At 67.9% G+C, this 19,440-nt stretch carries 16 protein-coding genes and 1 tRNA gene; 5 read left to right on the top strand and 12 right to left on the bottom strand.

The window, feature by feature from the left end; genetic code table 11:
- Nucleotides 1–261 precede the first annotated feature (261 nt).
- Together EHO50_RS36790 and EHO50_RS44725 are read right to left on the bottom strand one after the other, a co-directional pair.
- A complete protein-coding gene (locus tag EHO50_RS36790; protein ID WP_246101750.1) occupies nt 262–1,653 on the bottom strand; it encodes a hypothetical protein in 1,392 nt (463 codons plus the stop codon).
- Nucleotides 1,654–1,884: 231 nt separating this feature from the next.
- Complete coding sequence (locus tag EHO50_RS44725) at nt 1,885–2,013, bottom strand: DLW-39 family protein (RefSeq protein WP_003999697.1); 129 nt, start codon at nt 2,011–2,013, stop codon at nt 1,885–1,887.
- Between the two features lie 337 nt (nt 2,014–2,350).
- Between EHO50_RS44725 and EHO50_RS36780 the strand changes: the two genes are divergently transcribed.
- Nucleotides 2,351–2,725 carry a DUF6344 domain-containing protein gene (locus EHO50_RS36780; protein ID WP_128435557.1) on the top strand — a complete coding sequence of 125 codons (375 nt, stop codon included), beginning with the start codon at nt 2,351–2,353 and terminating at the stop codon, nt 2,723–2,725.
- A gap of 191 nt (nt 2,726–2,916) precedes the next feature.
- Here the strand turns inward: EHO50_RS36780 and EHO50_RS36775 are convergent, their stop codons facing one another.
- The 10 genes from EHO50_RS36775 to dnaA all read right to left on the bottom strand — a co-directional run bounded on the left by EHO50_RS36775 (nt 2,917) and on the right by dnaA (nt 16,910).
- On the bottom strand, nt 2,917–3,660 hold the full coding sequence (locus EHO50_RS36775; RefSeq protein WP_128435556.1) for an AAA family ATPase: 744 nt from the start codon (nt 3,658–3,660) through the stop codon (nt 2,917–2,919).
- Nucleotides 3,661–3,737: 77 nt separating this feature from the next.
- A tRNA-Ile gene (locus tag EHO50_RS36770) sits at nt 3,738–3,814 on the bottom strand.
- A gap of 160 nt (nt 3,815–3,974) precedes the next feature.
- A complete protein-coding gene (locus EHO50_RS36765; RefSeq protein WP_128435555.1) occupies nt 3,975–4,796 on the bottom strand; it encodes a DUF3566 domain-containing protein in 822 nt (273 codons plus the stop codon).
- Between the two features lie 18 nt (nt 4,797–4,814).
- Entirely contained in the window at nt 4,815–7,406 is a 2,592-nt protein-coding gene (gene gyrA / locus EHO50_RS36760) for a DNA gyrase subunit A (RefSeq protein ID WP_128435554.1), read from the bottom strand.
- Nucleotides 7,407–7,448: 42 nt separating this feature from the next.
- Nucleotides 7,449–9,509: a DNA topoisomerase (ATP-hydrolyzing) subunit B gene (gene gyrB, locus EHO50_RS36755; RefSeq protein ID WP_128435553.1), complete on the bottom strand. Its 2,061-nt coding sequence runs from the start codon at nt 9,507–9,509 to the stop codon at nt 7,449–7,451.
- A gap of 525 nt (nt 9,510–10,034) precedes the next feature.
- Entirely contained in the window at nt 10,035–10,583 is a 549-nt protein-coding gene (locus EHO50_RS36750) for a DciA family protein (protein WP_128435552.1), read from the bottom strand.
- Complete coding sequence (recF, locus tag EHO50_RS36745) at nt 10,580–11,701, bottom strand: DNA replication/repair protein RecF (protein ID WP_128435551.1); 1,122 nt, start codon at nt 11,699–11,701, stop codon at nt 10,580–10,582. The genes EHO50_RS36750 and recF overlap by 4 nt, the downstream gene beginning before the upstream one ends.
- Nucleotides 11,702–11,861: 160 nt before the next feature.
- On the bottom strand, nt 11,862–12,737 hold the full coding sequence (gnd, locus tag EHO50_RS36740) for a phosphogluconate dehydrogenase (NAD(+)-dependent, decarboxylating) (protein ID WP_128435550.1): 876 nt from the start codon (nt 12,735–12,737) through the stop codon (nt 11,862–11,864).
- A gap of 270 nt (nt 12,738–13,007) precedes the next feature.
- Entirely contained in the window at nt 13,008–14,138 is a 1,131-nt protein-coding gene (dnaN, locus tag EHO50_RS36735; RefSeq protein ID WP_128435619.1) for a DNA polymerase III subunit beta, read from the bottom strand.
- Nucleotides 14,139–14,996: 858 nt separating this feature from the next.
- Complete coding sequence (gene dnaA / locus EHO50_RS36725) at nt 14,997–16,910, bottom strand: chromosomal replication initiator protein DnaA (protein ID WP_128435549.1); 1,914 nt, start codon at nt 16,908–16,910, stop codon at nt 14,997–14,999.
- Nucleotides 16,911–17,294: 384 nt separating this feature from the next.
- Between dnaA and rpmH the strand changes: the two genes are divergently transcribed.
- The 4 genes from rpmH to yidC are packed head-to-tail and all read left to right on the top strand — an operon-like array spanning nt 17,295 to nt 19,438.
- Entirely contained in the window at nt 17,295–17,432 is a 138-nt protein-coding gene (gene rpmH / locus EHO50_RS36720) for a 50S ribosomal protein L34 (RefSeq protein ID WP_015659252.1), read from the top strand.
- Nucleotides 17,433–17,453: 21 nt separating this feature from the next.
- The gene (gene rnpA, locus EHO50_RS36715; protein ID WP_128435548.1) at nt 17,454–17,825 is read left to right on the top strand and encodes a ribonuclease P protein component; all 372 of its coding nucleotides are present in this window, start codon (nt 17,454–17,456) and stop codon (nt 17,823–17,825) included.
- Nucleotides 17,822–18,175: a membrane protein insertion efficiency factor YidD gene (yidD, locus tag EHO50_RS36710; RefSeq protein WP_128435547.1), complete on the top strand. Its 354-nt coding sequence runs from the start codon at nt 17,822–17,824 to the stop codon at nt 18,173–18,175. The genes rnpA and yidD overlap by 4 nt, the downstream gene beginning before the upstream one ends.
- 3 nt (nt 18,176–18,178) lie before the next feature.
- Entirely contained in the window at nt 18,179–19,438 is a 1,260-nt protein-coding gene (gene yidC, locus EHO50_RS36705) for a membrane protein insertase YidC (protein ID WP_128435546.1), read from the top strand.
- Nucleotides 19,439–19,440 lie beyond the last annotated feature (2 nt).

Genomic DNA, 19,440 nt, shown 5'->3' with positions numbered 1-19,440 from the left:
ACGCCCCGGACCCCAGGTCCGGCAGCCCCCGTCCCGAGCGCGCCGCCCTTGCCCCGCTCCCGCGCCCTGAGTCGGCGCCCTGAGTCCGCGTCCCAAGCCTGCGAGCCCTAGTCTCCTGAGCCCGCAAATCGCAGAGCCCTCTATCCCCAGCCTGGCCCAACCCGGGAATTCCGAGAGCACCCCCGATCACCCAGCAGAGCCCGAGCCATCAACAGCCCAGCCCAGCCCAAGAATTCCAAGGACACCAGAGCCCCCCCCCGCCTACCAGGCCCCAACCCTCCGCCGAGCCACCACAGCCCACACCCCCAGCACCACCAGCACCAAGGTCCCCGCGCCGATCCCGCTCACCGCGAGCACCGTCATCGCAGCGTCACCGCCGCCTCCGGCCCCGTCCCCGGACCCGCCCCCCGCAGCCGCCCACGGATCGTCTTCCGCAACCTGGAAGACACCCCCAGGCTCCGGCTCCCCCGCATAACCGGGCCCAGCCTCCGCCGCACCCCCCACCCGCACGCGCAACGTCAGCCGCAACGGCCCGTCGCCGTACCTCTCGGCCACATCGGCCGCGAGGTGCACCACGAGGTAGTAGGACCCGGCGAACCGCACGGCTTTGATCCGTTTGGGAATGGCATACCGGTTCTCGTACGCGACCGGCGGCAGTGGATCGAGGTCGGCGACCTTCTGGCTGCCGTTGTAGCTGATGCTCGCTTCGTCGACGAAGCCGCGCGCGGGGTTGTAGAGCGCGAGGTTCAGGGCGCCGCTCACGGAGCCGCCATCGCTGCTGGAGCTGCCCAGTTCAGCGGTGGCGTACAACTGTCGGCCCCAGTCGAGCGGCACCTTGTAGAAGAGCGTCTTGCCGGGCTCGATGTCGGAGTTCCAGACGCCTTGCCCGACGGATACCGCCGAGGCGAATCCGGAACCGCCGTCGCGGCGCACTTCCTCGCCGGTGAGGGGCTCTGGTGAGGCGGAGTCCCAGGCCTCGGGGGCGCTCGTCGCACCGGTCTTTTTCAGGGGCGGCTCCGAGGTGACGAAGAGTTCCAGGCCCCAGGCGTCCGTGGTGGAATCCGCCGTACCGATGCGCTCGACGATCACGTGGTAGGTCCCCGCGCTCTCACAGCGGCTCCGGTTGGAGGAGACCTCGCGTGCGGTCCAGGCCGCGATCGGGCGTGGAGTGTGCACCATGCCGAAGGTCTCGGTGCCGAAGGCGCAGGTGTCGCCGTCGGCGTTCTGCATGGTCACCTTGATGCCGTCGCTCGCGGCGAGGGTGGTGCCGGGGGCGGGGATGGCGGTCGCGGAGACGTACGCGTCGGAGGGGGCTTCGAGGTCGAGGCGGTAGTGGGTCTTTGCGCCGCTCGGCAGGGAGCTTTTGTACGTCGTACCGGGCGTGAGGCGTGCAGCGGCGTCCGTGGCGCCCGTCGCGCCGGTGATGGGCCGGGCGTCCGGGGCGAAAGCGTAAGGGGTTGGTGTTCCGGCCGCGAGCGCGGACCGGCCCGGCAGGGCAGCCGTCGTGCACAGCAGCAGTGCCGCTACGACGGCCGCACGCGCGCGTGCCGAGCGATGTCCGCGCCTCACCCTCGCGCGACGCCACCGCGCCGTACGCCGCCGCCCCATCACGCGCCACCCCTCGTCGTCACCGGACCATCGACCGTCGCCCATCCTGCCCAGCCCGGCCGCTCGTCACCCCCGCAATCCGTACGACCGTCCGAAACGCCCGGGTCTAAGACCTCCGGGCCGCTCCCGCAACTCGAGGCCACGGCACTCCGCGAGACGGCGAAGACACTGCGAGCCATGGCGCACCCTCGGCGGGGGCCCGGCAAGCACCCGGCGAGCACACAAAACCCCGACCGCGAGGGCGGCCGGGGTCTGTTCAGATTCCGATGTGGTGACTCACGAACCCGTGGGCACGGAGTCAGTCGCCTCCGTCCACAGATCCTGCTCGGCGCGATCCGCCTGGATCTGGCGGTACACGAGGAGCCCGCCGATGGCGGCCAGTGCGACCAGGAGAAGCTTCTTCACCGCGCGACCTCGTCTTTCCTTGACGTAGGGGACCTCTGGCGCCCGACTATACACACCGACCGATATCGATCGGTGACCTGCGTCGGGGCTCAACTGCCGTCCGGTGGACCGCAGTAGAAGCACATGTCGGCGCTCCGATCGGAGAGTGATGACACCTCGACAGATGGTGACTTTGCTCCCCTTCCCTCGCTTTCCTTCTCTTTTCAGGCCTGATACGCCCATCCGTGTGGTGTTCATCTGAAGATCGACGCGTCATGGGCGTCGGTCCATGACTTCTCGGCCCCCATACACATCATGAGGAAAGTACGCAAATCGCCCAACCCGAAAGTGAGGGGCCATGGCCCGGAACAAGGTCATGAACCTGTGGACCACCATCGTCACCGCCTTCCTCGCGCTGTGCACGGCGCTCGGATTCGTCACGACGAGCGCGGCCGCGGCCGCACCGCACAAGGAGGCGGCGCGCAAGAGCGACAGCGACCGCGACACCAGTGCGCAGCTGACAGTGCCGCCGATGCCCCAGTGGGCCTGGTCCTACGCCAGAGCACTGCCCCCCACGATGAAGCAGCGCATCCGCGCCGAGGCGCACGGCAAGACCCCCAGCTGCCGCCACCGTCCGCTCACGGACACCGAAGCTGCTGCATCCACCTCGGCGATCGGCGCCTGCGACTCCGCCGCACCCCCTGTCCAGCCCCTGGTCCCGCACCAGCGCTGAACCCACGGCTCGCAGCCGAGACGTACCTGCGTAAACCCAGTTCCAGTTGTCCCAGAACGCACAGTCACAGCGAGCTTGCGTACACGGCAGCACCGCTCATAGACAGACAGCACCGCTCATAGACAGCGCCGCTCACACAGAGCACCGTTCTTGCACAGCACCACCCAGGACGCCGGCCCCTACGACGTACCTCAACCCGCTTCGACGATGTGCCGGAGATAGGCCCCAGGGTCGTTGAGGTAACGCCGCCAGTGGTCGACGAGTTCCAGATCCCGCCAGTCGGCGGGACGCATTCCGTGGTCGCCCACCTCGATGATCTCGGCGCCAGGCAGCGCCGTCAGCACAGGTGAGTGTGTCGCGCAGATGATCTGTGCGCCGGAACGCCCCAGTTCATGCAGCAGCCCTACGAGTTGAAGACAAGAAGCGAAGGACAGCGCAGCCTCGGGCTCGTCCAGCACGTACAGCCCAGGCTCCTGAAACCGCTCGCGGAAGGCCATCAGAAAGCCCTCGCCGTGGCTCATCTCGTCCACGGTCCCGGACAGCCTTCCCGTCTTCTGCTCTCGGCCCAGCGCGTCCAGCGCCGTCTCCGCCCGCAGGAAGAATCCTCTGCGGCGCGTCCGAGGCCCGCGCAGCATACGGCGGCCGGCTGCCGTCGCCTCGAACCGTATCCGCCCGCCCAACGCCGACGGCTCACGCCAACTCGCGTACCGGTAGCCCGCGGATCCGCCCCAGGAGTCCAGGCCGAACCCCTCCGCCAGCGCCTCGACGAGGGTCGACTTGCCCGAGCCGTTCTCCCCCACCAGGAACGTGACCGGCGCGGTGAACTTCAGGCCGTCCTCCAGCAGCTGCCGCACGCACGGCACCGACCACGGCCACTGGCTCCCCTCGCCCAGCTCGCCCTCGGCGACATGCGCGTATGCCCGTTCGACGATCATGCCGCCAGGCTCTCATCCGGCACTGACAATCGGACATGCGAAAACCCCCAGCCCGTGTGGACTGGGGGTCTTTTCGCTGGTGGGGCTAACAGGATTTGAACCTGTGGCCTCATCCTTATCAGGGATGCGCTCTAACCAACTGAGCTATAGCCCCGCCGCGCTCTGCGGTGTGTGTCCCGCGCGCTGACTCCTGAAGATTAGCGCACGAGGTGGGCAGTCCCAAAATCGGTTGTCGGGGGTCCGTCAGGAGAGGTTTGAAACCGTCTCCGGGCGGCAACCGTCATCCGGCCTCGGTCACACTCGCCCGTTCACACTCACTCGTCCTCCGCGAGCGTCAGCTCGACGCCGCCCACGAAGCCGGCGGAGAGGTTGTAGATGAACGCGCCGAGCGTCGCCAGCGCCGTCGCGAGGACGACGTCGATGACCGCGATGATCGACGTGAACATCAGGACGTGCGGCAACGACAGGAAGGACTGCAGGTCAAAGCCGTTCGACTCGTTCGAGCCGGTCGCCTCGGAGATCGTGCCGCCCACCGTCGAGAAGACGCCCATCGCGTCCATGACCATCCAGAGCACCGCGGACGCGACGATCGTGCAGATGCCCAGCGCGATGGAGAGCAGGAAGCTGACCTTCATCACCGACCACGGGTCGGCCTTGGCCACGCGCAGACGCGCCTTACGGGTACGCGGCGTCGTACGCGCCCCCGCTCCCGTGCGCGGCCGACGTACCGCGCTCTCCGGAGCGGGCGTCTGGTAGGCCTGCGGGGGGTGGTAGGGCCCGGAGGGCTGCTGCGCCTGCCGTTCCCCCGGCAGCGGCGACGCCGACGGCGCGGAGGCCGCCTGCTGCGCCCCTGTGGGCGCGGGCTGCGGCTGTGGCTGGGCTGCCGGAGCAGCCGAGCCCGCGCCGGCCGCGTACTTCTGGGGCTGCGGGCCTCGGGTGTCCGTCACGGTTCCCCCCTGGGATCCAGGTGCGTCTGGCGAGGGCGAGTCCGTCGCGGGCGACTTGATCGCTTTCAGCTGGGTCGTGTGCGTGTCCGTCGCACGCGCGGCGGAGCCACGGCCGCCGCCGTCCGTCTCCTTACCGGCCGTAGAACCGGTCGAGGTACCGGACGATCCGGCGCCCGTGGCTCCGCTCACGATGACTCTCTCCTCGTGCTACTCGGCCGAGGGTGCGTCACCCTCGTCCGTGCCGATGGTCGTGGCAGCACCCTCGGCGGTCTCGTCGACGGCAATGTCGCCGTCGACCTCCTCCGCCTCACGTCCCGCCTCGGCGTTACGAGCGATGCCGACCACGGCATCGCGCTTGCCCAGGTTGATCAGTTGGACGCCCATGGTGTCACGGCCCGTCTCCCTGACCTCGTTGACTCGCGTACGAATCACGCCGCCGCCCAGCGTGATGGCGAGGATCTCGTCGGTCTCCTCGACCACCAGCGCACCGACGAGCGAGCCGCGGTCCTCCACGATCTTGGCGGCCTTGATTCCTAGGCCGCCGCGACCCTGGACGCGGTACTCGTCGACGGGGGTCCGCTTCGCGTACCCACCGTCGGTGGCAGTGAACACGAACGTACCGGTTCGAACAACATTCATCGAGAGCAGCTCGTCTCCCTCACGGAAGCTCATGCCCTTGACACCGGACGTGGCGCGGCCCATGGGGCGCAGCGACTCGTCCGTGGCCGTGAACCTGATCGACTGTGCCTTCCTGCTGATCAGAAGCAGATCGTCGTCGGCCGAGACGAGCTCGGCGCCGATCAGTTCGTCGTCGGAACCGTCTTCCGTCTCACGGAGGTTGATCGCGATCACACCGCCGGAGCGCGGCGAATCGTAATCCTTCAGAGGCGTCTTCTTCACCAATCCCGCCTTGGTGGCCAGGACCAGGTACGGCGCCACCTCGTAGTTGCGGATGGCGAGGATCTCGGCGATCGCCTCGTCCGGCTGGAAGGCCAGCAGGTTCGCCACGTGCTGGCCACGCGCCTCACGTCCGGCGTCCGGCAGCTCGTACGCCTTCGCCCGGTAGACGCGGCCCTTGTTGGTGAAGAACAGCAGCCAGTGGTGCGTGGTGGACACGAAGAAGTGGTCGACGATGTCGTCTTCCTTGAGCTTCGTGCCGCGTACGCCCTTGCCGCCGCGCTTCTGCGCCCGGTAGTCGACGGTCTTGGTGCGCTTGACGTAACCGCCGCGCGTGACCGTGACGACGATGTCCTCCTCGGCGATCAGGTCCTCGATGGACATGTCACCGTCGTAGGGCACCAGCATGGTCTTGCGGTCGTCGCCGTACTTCTCGACGATCGCGGCGAGTTCCGCGCTGACGATGCCGCGCTGGCGGACCGGCGAGGCGAGGATCTCGTTGTACTCGGTGATCTTCGCCTGGAGTTCGTCGTGCTCCTGGATGATCTTCTGGCGCTCCAGTGCGGCCAGTCGGCGCAGCTGCATCTCGAGGATGGCGTTGGCCTGGATCTCGTCGATCTCCAGGAGGTCCATCAGACCCGTGCGCGCGATGTCGACGGTGTCGCTGCGCCGGATCAGCGCGATGACCTCGTCGATGGCGTCCAGGGCCTTCAGCAGGCCGCGCAGGATGTGCGCCCGCTCCTCGGCCTTGCGCAGCCTGAAGCGCGTACGGCGGACGATGACCTCGATCTGGTGCGTCACCCAGTGGCGGATGAACGCGTCCAGGGAGAGGGTGCGCGGCACGCCGTCGACGAGCGCCAGCATGTTGGCGCCGAAGTTCGTCTGCAGGTCCGTGTGCTTGTAGAGGTTGTTGAGTACGACCTTGGCGACCGCGTCCCTCTTGAGCACGATGACGAGGCGCTGACCGGTACGGGAGCTGGTCTCGTCCCGGACGTCCGCGATGCCGCCGATCTTGCCGTCCTTCACCAGGTCGGCGATCTTCTGCGCGAGGTTGTCGGGGTTGACCTGGTAGGGCAGCTCCGTGACCACCAGGCACTGGCGGTTCTGGATCTCCTCGACCTCGACGACCGCGCGCATCGTGATGGAGCCGCGGCCGGTGCGGTAGGCCTCTTCGATGCCCTTACGGCCCACTACAAGGGCGCCCGTCGGGAAGTCGGGGCCCTTGATGCGCTCGATGAGGGCGTCCAGGAGCTCCTCGTGCGAGGCCTCCGGGTTCTCCAGGTACCACTGGGCGCCGGCCGCGACCTCGCGCAGGTTGTGCGGCGGGATGTTGGTCGCCATACCGACCGCGATACCGGCCGAGCCGTTGATCAGCAGGTTCGGGAAGCGGGCCGGCAGGACGGTCGGCTCCTGGGAGCGGCCGTCGTAGTTGTCCGTGAAGTCGACGGTCTCCTCGTCGATGTCACGGACCATCTCCATCGACAGCGGCGCCATCTTGCACTCGGTGTAGCGCATGGCCGCCGCCGGGTCGTTGCCCGGAGAGCCGAAGTTGCCGTTGGAGTCCACCAGCGGCATCCGCATCGACCACGGCTGCGCCAGGCGGACCAGGGCGTCGTAGATCGAGGAGTCGCCGTGTGGGTGGTAGTTACCCATGACGTCGCCGACCACGCGCGCGCACTTGTAGAAGCCGCGCTCGGGGCGGTAGCCGCCGTCGTACATGGCGTACAGGACGCGGCGGTGGACGGGCTTGAGGCCGTCCCGGACGTCCGGCAGCGCACGCGAGACGATGACGGACATCGCGTAGTCGAGGTACGAGCGCTGCATCTCCGTCTCGAGCCCGACGGGCTCGACACGCAGGATCTGGCCCTCGTCTGGCGTGACGGGAGTGTTCTCGTCGGTCATTGCTGGTGAAGATCCTTCCTGGTGCGGTCAGCTGAGACCGACTCAGATGTCGAGGAAGCGGACGTCCTTGGCGTTGCGCTGGATGAACGCGCGGCGGGCCTCGACGTCCTCGCCCATGAGAACCGAGAACAGGTCGTCGGCCTGGGCGGCGTCGTCGAGGGTGACCTGGCCGAGGACGCGGTGCTCCTGGTCCATGGTCGTGATGCGCAGCTCCTCGGCGTTCATCTCACCAAGACCCTTGAAGCGCTGGATCGAGTCCTCACGGACACGCTTGCCGCGCTGACGGCCCATCTCGATCAGCGCGTCGCGCTCGCGGTCGGAGTACGCGTACTCGACCTCGTCCCGGCCCCACTTGATCTTGTAGAGCGGAGGACGCGACAGGAACACGTGCCCGGCCTCGACCAGCGGCCGCATGAAGCGGAACAGGAAGGTCAGCAGCAGGGTGTTGATGTGCTGGCCGTCGACGTCGGCGTCCGCCATCAGGATGATCTTGTGGTAGCGGAGCTTCTCGATGTCGAAGTCCTCGTGGACCCCGGTACCGAAGGCGGAGATCAGCGCCTGGATCTCCTGGTTCTGCAGGATCTTGTCGATCCGCGCCTTCTCGACGTTGAGGATCTTGCCTCGGATCGGGAGGATCGCCTGGTACTGCGGGTTGCGGCCGGACTTGGCCGAGCCGCCGGCGGAGTCACCCTCGACGATGAAGATCTCGCACTTGATGGGGTCGTTCGACTGGCAGTCGGAGAGCTTGCCGGGCAGCGACGCCGACTCCAGCAGACCCTTACGACGGGTCAGGTCACGCGCCTTGCGGGCCGCCACGCGCGCGGTGGCCGCCTGGATGCCCTTGCGGATGATGTCCGCGGCCTCGACCGGGTTGCGGTCCAGCCAGTCGTTGAGGTGCTCGTAGACCGCCTTCTGCACGAAGGTCTTGGCCTCCGTGTTGCCCAGCTTGGTCTTCGTCTGCCCCTCGAACTGCGGCTCGCTCAGCTTCACCGAGATGATCGCCGTCAGACCCTCGCGGATGTCGTCACCCGTGAGGTTGTCGTCCTTCTCGCGCAGCAGCTTCTTGTCGCGCGCGTACTTGTTGATCAACGAGGTCAGCGCCGCACGGAAGCCCTCCTCGTGCGTACCGCCCTCGTGGGTGTGGATGATGTTCGCGAAGGAGTACACGCCCTCGCTGTAGCCGCTGTTCCACTGCATCGCGACCTCGAGGGACAGGCTCTTGTCCTTGTCCTCGGCCTCCAGGTCGATCACGGTGGGGTGCACCAGGTCTCCCTTGCGGGAGTTCAGGTACTTCACGAAGTCGACGATGCCGCCCTCGTAGTGGTACGTGACGTGCTTGACCTCGGCCTTCTCATCGGCACCGGCCTCGTCCGCACCGGAGGTGGCCTTCGCCGACTCGCGCTCATCCGTGAGTTTGATCGTCAAACCCTTGTTGAGGAACGCCATCTCCTGGAAGCGCCGCGAGAGCGTCTCGAAGGAGTACTCCGTGGTCTCGAAGATGTCGCCGTCGGCCCAGAAGGTGACCGACGTCCCGGTCTCCTCGGTGGCCTCATGCTGGGCGAGCGACGCCGTCGGGACGCCCATCTTGTAGTCCTGCGTCCAGCGGTGGCCGTCGGTCTTGACCTCAACGGCGACCTTCGACGACAGGGCGTTCACGACGGACACGCCCACGCCGTGCAGACCACCGGAGACGGCGTAACCGCCACCACCGAACTTGCCGCCCGCGTGCAGCACGGTCAGCACGACCTCGACGGCGGGCTTGCCCTCGGACGGGACGATGCCCACCGGGATGCCACGGCCGTTGTCGACGACCCGCACGCCGCCGTCGGCGAGGATCGTCACGTCGATCGTGTCCGCGTGCCCGGCCAGCGCCTCGTCGACGGAGTTGTCGACGACCTCGTACACGAGGTGGTGCAAGCCGCGCTCACCGGTCGAGCCGATGTACATACCGGGTCGCTTGCGGACCGCGTCCAGACCCTCGAGGACGGTGATGGCGCTGGCGTCGTACGAGGCGGTGACCTCGCCGTTCGACGGGGTCACCGCGCCGTTGGCGCCGGCGTCGGTGGACGGGATGTTCTCGTTGGGGTTGCCGGAATCGGCCACGAAGCGCCCTTTCTGGCACAGCACGAGCCGGGCTCGTCGGCGGGTTGCCGGAGCGGCTGCGGCATGTTGCGTTGGTAAGCCTTGATCAGCGTTGCTCAGCTTTTCCCGGACGGTCCCCACGATTGGGGCGGGATTGGGCTCCAGTCTACCGGTAGCGCCGACAGTGATGGGGGTTTGCCGGTACCTGAGTCCGCATGTGCCGCCCTGAACCCGGCTCGGCCGACTCCCGATATACGGATGGGGGCTCCAAGAGGCTCACGGAGCCACTCAGCGCTTCCGGGCGTCAACCCTTGGCTACTTAGGAGTCAGGTCGCGATTCGCAACCGCGTGCGGGTGTACGACGAGAAGGCCGCCGGCCGCACGTCGTGACCGCCGACGACTGCTGATGTGATGTCCGTCACCTGTGGAAAACGGGGCTGCCGGGACGGCTGTGACGGCACCTGCGCAACCGTGGCTCACGGCCACCCGGACGCCGCCGCTCGCCCTCCGGGGAACGCCGGACGTGCGCGGCGCGCGGCGGTCCGATCAGCCGTAGGTGTCGCCGGGACCGGTGCTGCCGGGCGCGCGCAAGGGGCCGTAACGGCGCGCGGGGCCGCCGGGGCCCTGCACCTTGATCTGCCGCACCGCCCCATGGCCGAGGTCCTCGTTGAGGCGGGCGACCAGCGTCGGGGCGAGCAGCCGCAAGTTCGTCGCCCAGGCCGTCGAGTCGCAGCGCACGACCAGGACCCGCTCGTCCTCGTCGTACTTCTCCGGCACACAGTGCTTGGCGACGTCCTCACCGACGATCTGCGGCCAACGGCCCATCACGCCGCCCACCGCCGCCGGCGTCTCCCAGCCCCGCTCGGTGATCAAGCGGTTAATGGCAGCGCCGAGCGCCAGGGGGTCGCGGCCGTCGGCACGCGCGCCGGAGCGCAGCCCCCCGCGCCGCGCCTGCTTCTTCTGCTGCGCCGCATCCCCACGCGCGCGTGCCTGCTCCTTGGCCGCCCGCAGCGCCACGCGCGCGAGGTCGACGCCGGAGGGTTCGGGCGCCTTCTTGGGGGCGTTCTCGGACGGGTTGGACGGCTTCTCGCTCATACGCGCTCCACCGTCCCCTCGGACACGGTGTACCGCGCCCCCGTCAGCACATGCGGTACGTCGTCGTCGACCGCGGCGGTCACCAGGACCTGCTCACCGGGCGCGACCAGCTCGGCCAGGCGCTCGCGGCGCCGGCTGTCCAACTCGGCGAAGACGTCGTCGAGGACCAGCACCGGTTCGTTTCCCTCGGCCCTGAGCAGGTCGTACGACGCCAGGCGCAGCGCCAGCGCGTAGGACCAGGACTCACCGTGCGAGGCGTACCCCTTGGCGGGCAGCTGACCGAGTTTGAGAAGCAAATCGTCCCGATGAGGGCCTACGAGGGTGACGCCGCGCTCAATCTCCTGCTTGCGGGCGTCGGCGAGCGCCGCCATCAGCTGCTCGAAGAGGTCCTCGCGCGTGTGCGCCTCGCCGGGAGCCGACGGCTTGTAGTCCAGGGCGACCGGGCCGCCGCCGGGGGCCAGTTGCTCGTACGCCTTGTCCGCCAGCGGCTGGATCGCCGCGATCAGGTCGAGGCGCTGGGCGAGCAACTCGGCGCCCGCGCGCGCGAGGTGCTGGTCCCAGACGTCGAGGGTGGACAGGTCCATCGTGCGGCCGCCGTGGCGACGGGCCAGCGCGGCCGTCTTGAGGAGCGTGTTGCGCTGCTTGAGCACTCGCTCGTAGTCGGAGCGGACGCCCGCCATGCGCGGGGAGCGGGCGGTGATCAGCTCGTCGAGGAAGCGGCGCCGCTCTCCGGGGTCGCCCTTGATCAGGGCGAGGTCCTCCGGGGCGAACAGGACGGTCCGCACGATGCCGAGCACGTCACGGGGTCTGACCTGCGACGACCTGTTGATGCGGGCCCTGTTGGCCTTGCCGGGATTCAGCTCCAGCTCGACCAGTTGCTGCCGGTCGCCCTGTTTGACCTGCGCCCGGATGATCGCCCGGTCGGCGCCCATGCGGACGAGGGGGGCGTCGGAGGCGACGCGATGGCTGCCGAGTGTGGCGAGATAGCCGACGGCCTCGACGAGGTTGGTCTTGCCCTGGCCGTTGGGGCCGACAAAGGCGGTGACGCCCGGGTCGAGCGGGACTTCGACCCGGGCGTACGAGCGGAAGTCGGCCAGCGACAGATGCGTGACGTGCATGGTCGTTCGCCGACCTCCCCCAACGTGTGGTTCAGCTTCCCCAGTTGTGGACAACCGGGTCACTCCGAGGGTGCCAGGGTGCCATCCCCAGGGTGTGGATTACTTCTTCTCGTTTCCGACGGTCGTTTCCGCCGCCGTTCGCGACGGGCGCTCCCGACGGTTACTTCGTCTCGACCGCGTGGCCACCGAACTGGTTCCGCAGCGCCGCGATCATCTTCATCTGCGGGGAGTCGTCCTGCCGGGACGCGAACCGCGCGAACAGCGACGCGGTGATCGCCGGCAGCGGCACCGCGTGGTCGATGGCGGCTTCCACAGTCCAGCGTCCCTCGCCGGAGTCCTGTGCATAACCCCTGAGCTTGTCCAGGTGCTCGTCCTCGTCGAGGGCGTTCACCGCGAGGTCCAGCAGCCAGGAACGGATGACCGTGCCCTCCTGCCAGGACCGGAAGACCTCCCGGACGTCGGTCACGGAGTCGACCTTCTCCAGCAGCTCCCAGCCCTCGGCGTAGGCCTGCATCATCGCGTACTCGATGCCGTTGTGGACCATCTTCGCGAAGTGCCCGGCACCGACCTTGCCGGCGTGCACCGAACCGAAGTCACCCTCGGGCTTGAGGGCGTCGAAGATCGGCTGCACCTTGGCGACGTTCTCCGCGTCGCCGCCGTACATCAGGGCGTAGCCGTTCTCCAGGCCCCAGACGCCGCCCGAGACGCCGCAGTCGACGAAGCCGATGCCCTTGGCAGCCAGTTCCTCGGCGTGCCGCTCGTCGTCCGTCCAGCGGGAGTTCCCGCCGTCCACCACGACGTCACCGGGCTCCAGCAGCTCGGCGAGCTCGTCGATGGTCGACTGGGTCGGGGCACCGGCCGGGACCATCACCCAGACCACGCGCGGCCCGGGGAGCTTGCCCACAAGCTCTTCCAGGCTGTGGACATCCGCGAGGTCCGCGTTGCGGTCGTATCCGACGACGGTGTGGCCTGCGCGGCGTATCCGCTCGCGCATGTTGCCGCCCATCTTGCCGAGGCCGACGAGACCGAGCTCCATCAGTTGTTCCTTAGGTCGCTGTGTGGCGTGCGGGGCGCTCTCGCACCCCTGGGGCACCTTCGTACCCACGTCCGAGCCTAAACCCGGACGCACGCGCACATCCGTGGGCATACGCGCTCATACGTACGCCCTCACCTGCGGCTTCGCTGGAACGCGGTCGATCACCCACAGGGACCTGCGGGACTGTGGAGAACGGTCACGACCGGGGGCACGAGCGGCCCTGACCGAGGGCCCGGAAATCCACCGGACCCTCAGCCGCTGTGGACAACGTCAGCCGCTCAGGCGCACCGGCATGATCAGGTACTTGTAGGTGTCGTCCGCCTCGGCGTCCAACGCCGGCTTGCCGCTGAGCAGCGCGGGCTTCGTGGACGTCGTGAAGGACAGCTGGGCGACCGGGGAGTCGATGGCGCTCAGGCCGTCCAGCAGGAACGTCGGGTTGAAGGCGATCGAGATGTCGTCGCCCTCCAGCTGGGCGTCGACCCTTTCCACAGCCTGTGCGTCGTCGCTGGAGCCGGCCTCCAGGATCAGCACACCCTGCTCGAAGCTCAGCCGCACCGGGGTGTTGCGCTCGGCGACCAGGGCCACGCGCTTGACGGCCTCCACGAAGGGGGCGGTCTCGATCACGGCGACGCTGTTGAACTCCGTCGGGAACAGCGTGCGGTACTTCGGGAGGTCGCCCTCCAGGAGGCGGGTCGTCGTACGGCGGCCGGCGCCCTCGAAACCGATCAGGCCCTCGCCCGCACCCGAGCCCGACAGCGCCAGGATGACGCTGTCGCCGCTGGTGAGCGCCTTGGCGGTGTCCAGGAGCGTCTTGGCGGGGACCAGGGCGACCGCCGAGGCCTCCGGGTTCTCCGGCTTCCACAGGAACTCGCGGACCGCGAAGCGGTAGCGGTCGGTGGACGCCAGCGTGACCGTGTCGCCCTCGATCTCGATGCGCACACCGGTGAGAACGGGCAGCGTGTCGTCACGCCCGGCCGCGATGGCGACCTGGGCGGCCGCGGAAGCGAAGACCTCGCCGGGGACGGTGCCCGTGGCGTTCGGCATCTGCGGCAGCGCCGGGTACTCCTCCACAGGCAGGGTGTGGAGTGTGAACCGCGAGGAGCCGCAGACCACGGTCGCCCGTACACCGTCTGTGGAAATCTCCACCGGTCGGTTGGGCAGAGCGCGGCAGATGTCGGCGAGCAGGCGGCCGGAGACCAGGACCGTGCCCTCCTCCTCGACCTCGGTCTCCACGGACACGCGTGCGGAGACCTCGTAGTCGAAGCTGGACAGGCTCAGCTGGCCGTCCTCGGCCTTGAGGAGGAGGCCGGCGAGGACAGGCGCCGGCGGACGGGCCGGGAGGCTGCGCGCCGCCCAGGCCACTGCCTCCGCGAGTACGTCGCGTTCCACCCGGATCTTCACTGTTGCCGCCTCCTGCTGTTGCCGGCGCTTCTCGGCCTGCCTGGCTTCGTCGTCTGTCTCGGTGTCGTCGGGCCCAGTGAGGGGAAGGACACCGGGAACAGTCTGACGCACCCCACTGACAGTAGGTGCCTCTCGGGGTCAAGTCGTGACGAGGGGCAGCAGGGAGCCGGACAGCGAGTTGTGCACAGGGCCCTCTTCGAAACGGATTCCCAGCTCTCTCTAGTTGGGAGTAGTAGTAGGGCCTGTGGAAACCGTGGATAACCCTGTTTTCGCAGGTCAGGCAGGGAATTTTGTCCACTGCCCCTGTGGGCGGAGGCGGTGGACAACTGGGCATGTCTGTGGAGAACGGAAAGTTCTGCACACGCCGTGCACAGCCTCGGGCGACTTCTCCCCAGTGCCGTCCCCAGCTTTACCCACCTTTCCCACAGGCCAACCCGGCATCTTCATGTGACGCCTTTCACTCGACCCGGTGAGGAGGCGCGTCGGGTTGCCGAACAGTGGACAGCGATGTGGAGAAGCTGGGGATCACTGGGGACAACCGTCCTCAGCCTGTGGGTTGTCGGTGGACAACTTCATGCACAGCTTGTGGATCGCCGAGCTGTCCACAGTCTGTGGAGATCCTTCGTCCACCAATCCACAAGCACTTGACCTCGCATGATGGTCTCTCGACAGCGAGGGCTGTGGACACGATCTGGACAACTTCCCAGTCCCCAGGATGTGGACGGGAAAAAGTCAGCAGATCTGTGGAGAGAGGCCGTAACGCGGCAGGTAATCGAACACCGGGTGGCAGCGGGACGAAGAAGGGCGCCCCCGGGAACTCGTCCCGGGGGCGCCCTCAGCGTTGTGGCTCGGTCTCTGTCAGCCGTTCTTGATGCGGTTCGTCAGCTCGGTGACCTGGTTGTAGATGGAGCGTCGCTCGGCCATCAGATTGCGGATCTTGCGGTCGGCGTGCATCACCGTGGTGTGGTCGCGGCCGCCGAAAAGTGCGCCGATCTTCGGCAGGGACAGGTCCGTCAGCTCACGGCACAAGTACATGGCGATCTGCCTGGCCGTGACGAGCTGGCGGCCGCGCGAGCTGCCGCACAGGTCCTCGACCGTGAGGCCGAAGTAGTCGGCGGTCGCGCTCATGATGGCCGTCGAGGTGATCTCCGGCGTCGCGTCGTCGCCGCCGGGGATCAGGTCCTTGAGGACGATCTCCGTCAGGCCCAGATCCACCGGCTGCCGGTTGAGTGAGGCGAACGCCGTCACCCGGATCAGCGCGCCCTCGAGCTCGCGGATGTTGCGCGAGATACGGGAGGCGATGAACTCCAGAACCTCCGGCGGGGCGTTGAGCTGCTCCTGAACCGCCTTCTTGCGGAGAATGGCGATACGCGTCTCCAGCTCCGGCGGCTGGACATCGGTGATCAGGCCCCACTCGAAACGGTTCCTCAGCCGGTCCTCCAGCGTGACCAACTGCTTCGGCGGCCGGTCGCTGGACAGCACGATCTGCTTGTTCGCGTTGTGGAGCGTGTTGAAGGTGTGGAAGAACTCCTCCTGCGTCGACTCCTTGTCCGCGAGGAACTGGATGTCGTCGACGAGCAGGATGTCCATCTCGCGGTAGCGCTTGCGGAAGCTGTCGCCCTTGCCGTCGCGGATGGAGTTGATGAACTCGTTGGTGAACTCCTCCGAGCTCACGTACCGCACGCGCGTGCCGGGGTACAAGCTGCGCGCGTAGTGCCCGATCGCGTGCAGCAGATGGGTCTTGCCGAGGCCTGACTCCCCGTAGATGAAGAGGGGGTTGTAGGCCTTCGCGGGTGCCTCGGCGACGGCGACCGCCGCGGCGTGCGCGAAGCGGTTGGAGGCGCCGATGACGAATGTGTCGAAGAGGTACTTGGGGTTCAGGCGCGCGGTCGGTTCGCCGGGCCCGGGTGCCGGCGCGGGCTGTGCGGCCAGTGGGCCGGGGGCGCCGGTGGTGGGCAGGTTCGCGCCGACGGGGCCGCCGCGGTGCACATGGCCGGAGCCGGGGGGCGGCTCGGGCAGGTCACGGCGGGCGTCGCGGTCGTAGTCGCCGCGCGGCTGGTCGTAGTCGGGCCGCTGCTGCTCGTACTCGGGGCGCTTCTGCTCGTAGTCGGGGCGGTGTCCGTCGTAGGACGGCCGCTCCATGGGCTGCGGGCGGTAGTCCTGGGAGGGCGGGCCGTAGGAGTCCTGGGCGTACGAATCCTGTCCATAAGGATCCTGCGAGGGCGATGCGTACGGGTCCCGCTCCGGGAAGCCGAGCCGTTGCTGCTGCCAGCCGTAGTCGTCCTGCGTGGGGCGCGGCCAGCTGCCGGGGCCGGGCTCGGGACGCTGGTACTCGCTCGGGTAGGCCGGGCGAGCGGTGGGCAGGGGGTCGGTGGAGGGACCGGGCCGGTGGTCGTCGGCGCGGTGGCGGCCGTAGCCCTCGTACGAGGGGAGCTCCGGCTCCTCGTAGCGCGGCTGGGGCGGGGCGGGGGGCGCCGGCGGGGCCGGGGGTTCGCCGGCGGAGTCGTCGACGGTGATCGCGATGCGGATGGGGCGGCCGCACTCGCGGCTCAGGGTCTCGCTGACGATCGGGGCCAGGCGGCCTTCCAATACGCCCTTCGCGAACTCGTTCGGTACGGCGAGCAGGGCGGTGTCGGCGACCAGCGCGAGGGGCTGGCAGCGCCGGATCCAGTGCTCGTCCTTCCCCTCGACCCCCTGTCCGCGGCCCTCACCGAGGAGTTGCTCCAATACTCGTGGCCACACTGCGGCAAGATCGGCAGGTACGTCAGCCACAGGGCACGCTCTCTCACGGGTCCCACGAACGTGTGATGGTGGGACGGGTCGGGATTCAAATCGGGTGGAGCCCGAATCAAGGGGACAAGGGAACGAATCGGAGTTCAGCCACGGTAGTCAGGGCGACGGGTGCGGTTCAAGTTGTTGTCCCCAGCCTGTGGATAGTGTCTCCCCGTGGCCTTCGGTTTGACCGGATGGCGCAGCCGCGCGTACCGTAACCAGGTCGAGTTGTCGATGGCTGCTGCCGCCTGCCTCCGATGGGCACAGATCGCGTCAAGGTGATCGGTAAGCGGTGCACTCGGGCGTAACTGCGAGCTACTCGTGGGCGCACGGTGACAGCCAGGACGGCACCCGCAACCACCGATTTATTTCTGGAGCCCCCGAGTGAGCAAGCGCACCTTCCAGCCGAACAACCGTCGTCGCGCGAAGACCCACGGCTTCCGCCTGCGGATGCGCACCCGTGCCGGTCGCGCGATTCTCGCGAACCGTCGTGCCAAGGGTCGCGCCAGCCTGTCCGCCTGATTCCGGTCAGGTCATGACGTCGTGCTGCCCACCGAGAACCGGCTGAGGCGGCGCGAGGACTTCGCGACCGCGGTACGACGAGGACGCAGGGCAGGACGCCAGCACCTCGTCGTCCACTTTCGTAGCGGTGCCACGGACCCGCACGCGCCTGGGGAGAGCGCTCCCCCGGCACGTGCGGGTTTCGTCGTGAGCAAGGCAGTGGGCGGCGCGGTCGTGCGGAACAAGGTGAAGCGCAGGCTTCGTCATCTGATGCGCGATCGAGTCGACCAGCTGCCCCCCGGTAGCCTGGTAGTCGTACGAGCGCTGCCCGGTGCGGGCGACGCCGACCATGCACAGCTGGCCCAAGACCTGGATGCCGCTCTGCAGCGGCTGCTGGGAGGGGGCGCGCGATGAAGTACCCACTGCTGGCCCTGATCAAGCTGTACCAGTGGACGATCAGTCCGCTGCTCGGGCCGGTGTGCAAGTACTACCCGTCGTGCTCTCACTACGGCTATACCGCCATCGACCGGCACGGTGCGATCAAGGGCACGGCACTCACCGCCTGGCGCATCCTGCGGTGCAATCCGTGGTCGCTGGGCGGTGTGGACCATGTCCCGCCGCGTAAGCGTCCGCGGTGGCACGAGATGCTGCGCAACGCTTGGCGCGCACGCAAGGGCGGGCACTCCGCCGCCGAAACGGCCACCGAAGGGAAAGTTCCTCCGAGCCCGGCCGCAGAGACCCCGTCCCATGTCCAAGGAGCATGATTAGTGGACACGATTGCCAGCCTCTTCAGCTTCATCACGACACCCGTTTCCTGGGTCATCGTCCAGTTCCACAAGGTGTACGGCGCCCTCTTCGGCGATGACTCCGGGTGGGCCTGGGGCCTGTCCATCGTGTCCCTGGTGATTCTGATCCGTATCTGCCTGATCCCGCTCTTCGTGAAGCAGATCAAGGCGACCCGGGCCATGCAGACGCTCCAGCCCGAGATGAAGAAGATCCAGGAGCGCTACAAGAACGACAAGCAGCGTCAGTCCGAAGAGATGATGAAGCTGTACAAGGAGACGGGCACCAACCCGCTCTCCTCGTGCCTTCCCATCCTGGCGCAGTCGCCGTTCTTCTTTGCCCTGTACCACGTGCTCAACAGCATCGCGAACAACGACACGATCGGTGTCATCAACCAGAGCCTGCTGGAGAGCGCGCAGAAGGCGCACATCTTCGGGGCCCCGCTGGCCGCGAAGTTCACCGACAGCTCTTCGGACGTCGCCCTGCTCGAAGCCTCGCTGACCACGGTCCGCATCGTCACCGCGGTCATGATCGTCCTGATGTCGGCGTCGCAGTTCTACACGCAGCGCCAGCTGATGACGAAGAACGTCGACACCACGGTGAAGACGCCGTTCATGCAGCAGCAGAAGATGCTGATGTACGTCTTCCCGGTCATGTTCGCCGTCTTCGGCATCAACTTCCCCGTCGGTGTTCTCGTCTACTGGCTGACCACCAACGTGTGGACCATGGGCCAGCAGATGTACGTCATCCACAACAACCCGACCCCGGGTTCCAAGGCCCAGGCTGCGTACCTGGAGCGCCTGACCAAGCACGTCACGCACCACAGCAAGACCCGCGGACGTGGCGAGCGCGCCATCGTCAAGGCCATTGTCGCCAAGGGCCGTGACCGCAACGAGCACGAGCGCAAGTTCATCAACGCCCTGAGCAAGGCGGGTCTCGCGGTGCAGGCCGACGGCACCGTGGTGAAGAGCGAGGGCGCTGTTGCCGCCGTGGCCGAGGACGGTACGCCGACCACCGCCGCCGGGGCCCCCAAGCGCCAGCAGCCGAAGCGGCAGAGCAAGAGTCAGCGTCAGTCCGGCGGTCCGAAGCAGGCCGGCGAGCCGACGTCGCTGGAGAAGTCCGACGAGCCCGAGGACGCCAAGCCGGGTGCTGCCAAGAAGCCCGGCAGTGGCGGTCGCAGTAAGGCCCAGTCCGGGCAGCGCAAGGGCGGTCCGCAGCGCCCCAAGTCCCCGTCCAAGAAGTAAGA

It is taken from the genome of Streptomyces cyaneus, assembly GCF_004028635.1.
Taxonomy (GTDB): domain Bacteria; phylum Actinomycetota; class Actinomycetes; order Streptomycetales; family Streptomycetaceae; genus Streptomyces; species Streptomyces cyaneus.
The sequence above is the reverse complement of the archived record's forward strand: the minus strand, read 5'-3'. Positions and strand labels throughout refer to the sequence as shown.

Excerpts from the sequence above, each read along its gene's own strand:
- EHO50_RS36775 (WP_128435556.1), bottom strand. The coding sequence starts at position 3,660 with ATGATCGTCGAACGGGCATACGCGCATGTCGCCGAGGGCGAGCTGGGC.
- EHO50_RS36780 (WP_128435557.1), top strand. The coding sequence starts at position 2,351 with ATGGCCCGGAACAAGGTCATGAACCTGTGGACCACCATCGTCACCGCC.
- EHO50_RS36790 (WP_246101750.1), bottom strand. The coding sequence starts at position 1,653 with ATGGGCGACGGTCGATGGTCCGGTGACGACGAGGGGTGGCGCGTGATG.
- recF (WP_128435551.1), bottom strand. The coding sequence starts at position 11,701 with ATGCACGTCACGCATCTGTCGCTGGCCGACTTCCGCTCGTACGCCCGG.
- gyrA (WP_128435554.1), bottom strand. The coding sequence starts at position 7,406 with ATGACCGACGAGAACACTCCCGTCACGCCAGACGAGGGCCAGATCCTG.
- EHO50_RS36750 (WP_128435552.1), bottom strand. The coding sequence starts at position 10,583 with ATGAGCGAGAAGCCGTCCAACCCGTCCGAGAACGCCCCCAAGAAGGCG.
- yidD (WP_128435547.1), top strand. The coding sequence starts at position 17,822 with ATGAAGTACCCACTGCTGGCCCTGATCAAGCTGTACCAGTGGACGATC.
- gnd (WP_128435550.1), bottom strand. The coding sequence starts at position 12,737 with ATGGAGCTCGGTCTCGTCGGCCTCGGCAAGATGGGCGGCAACATGCGC.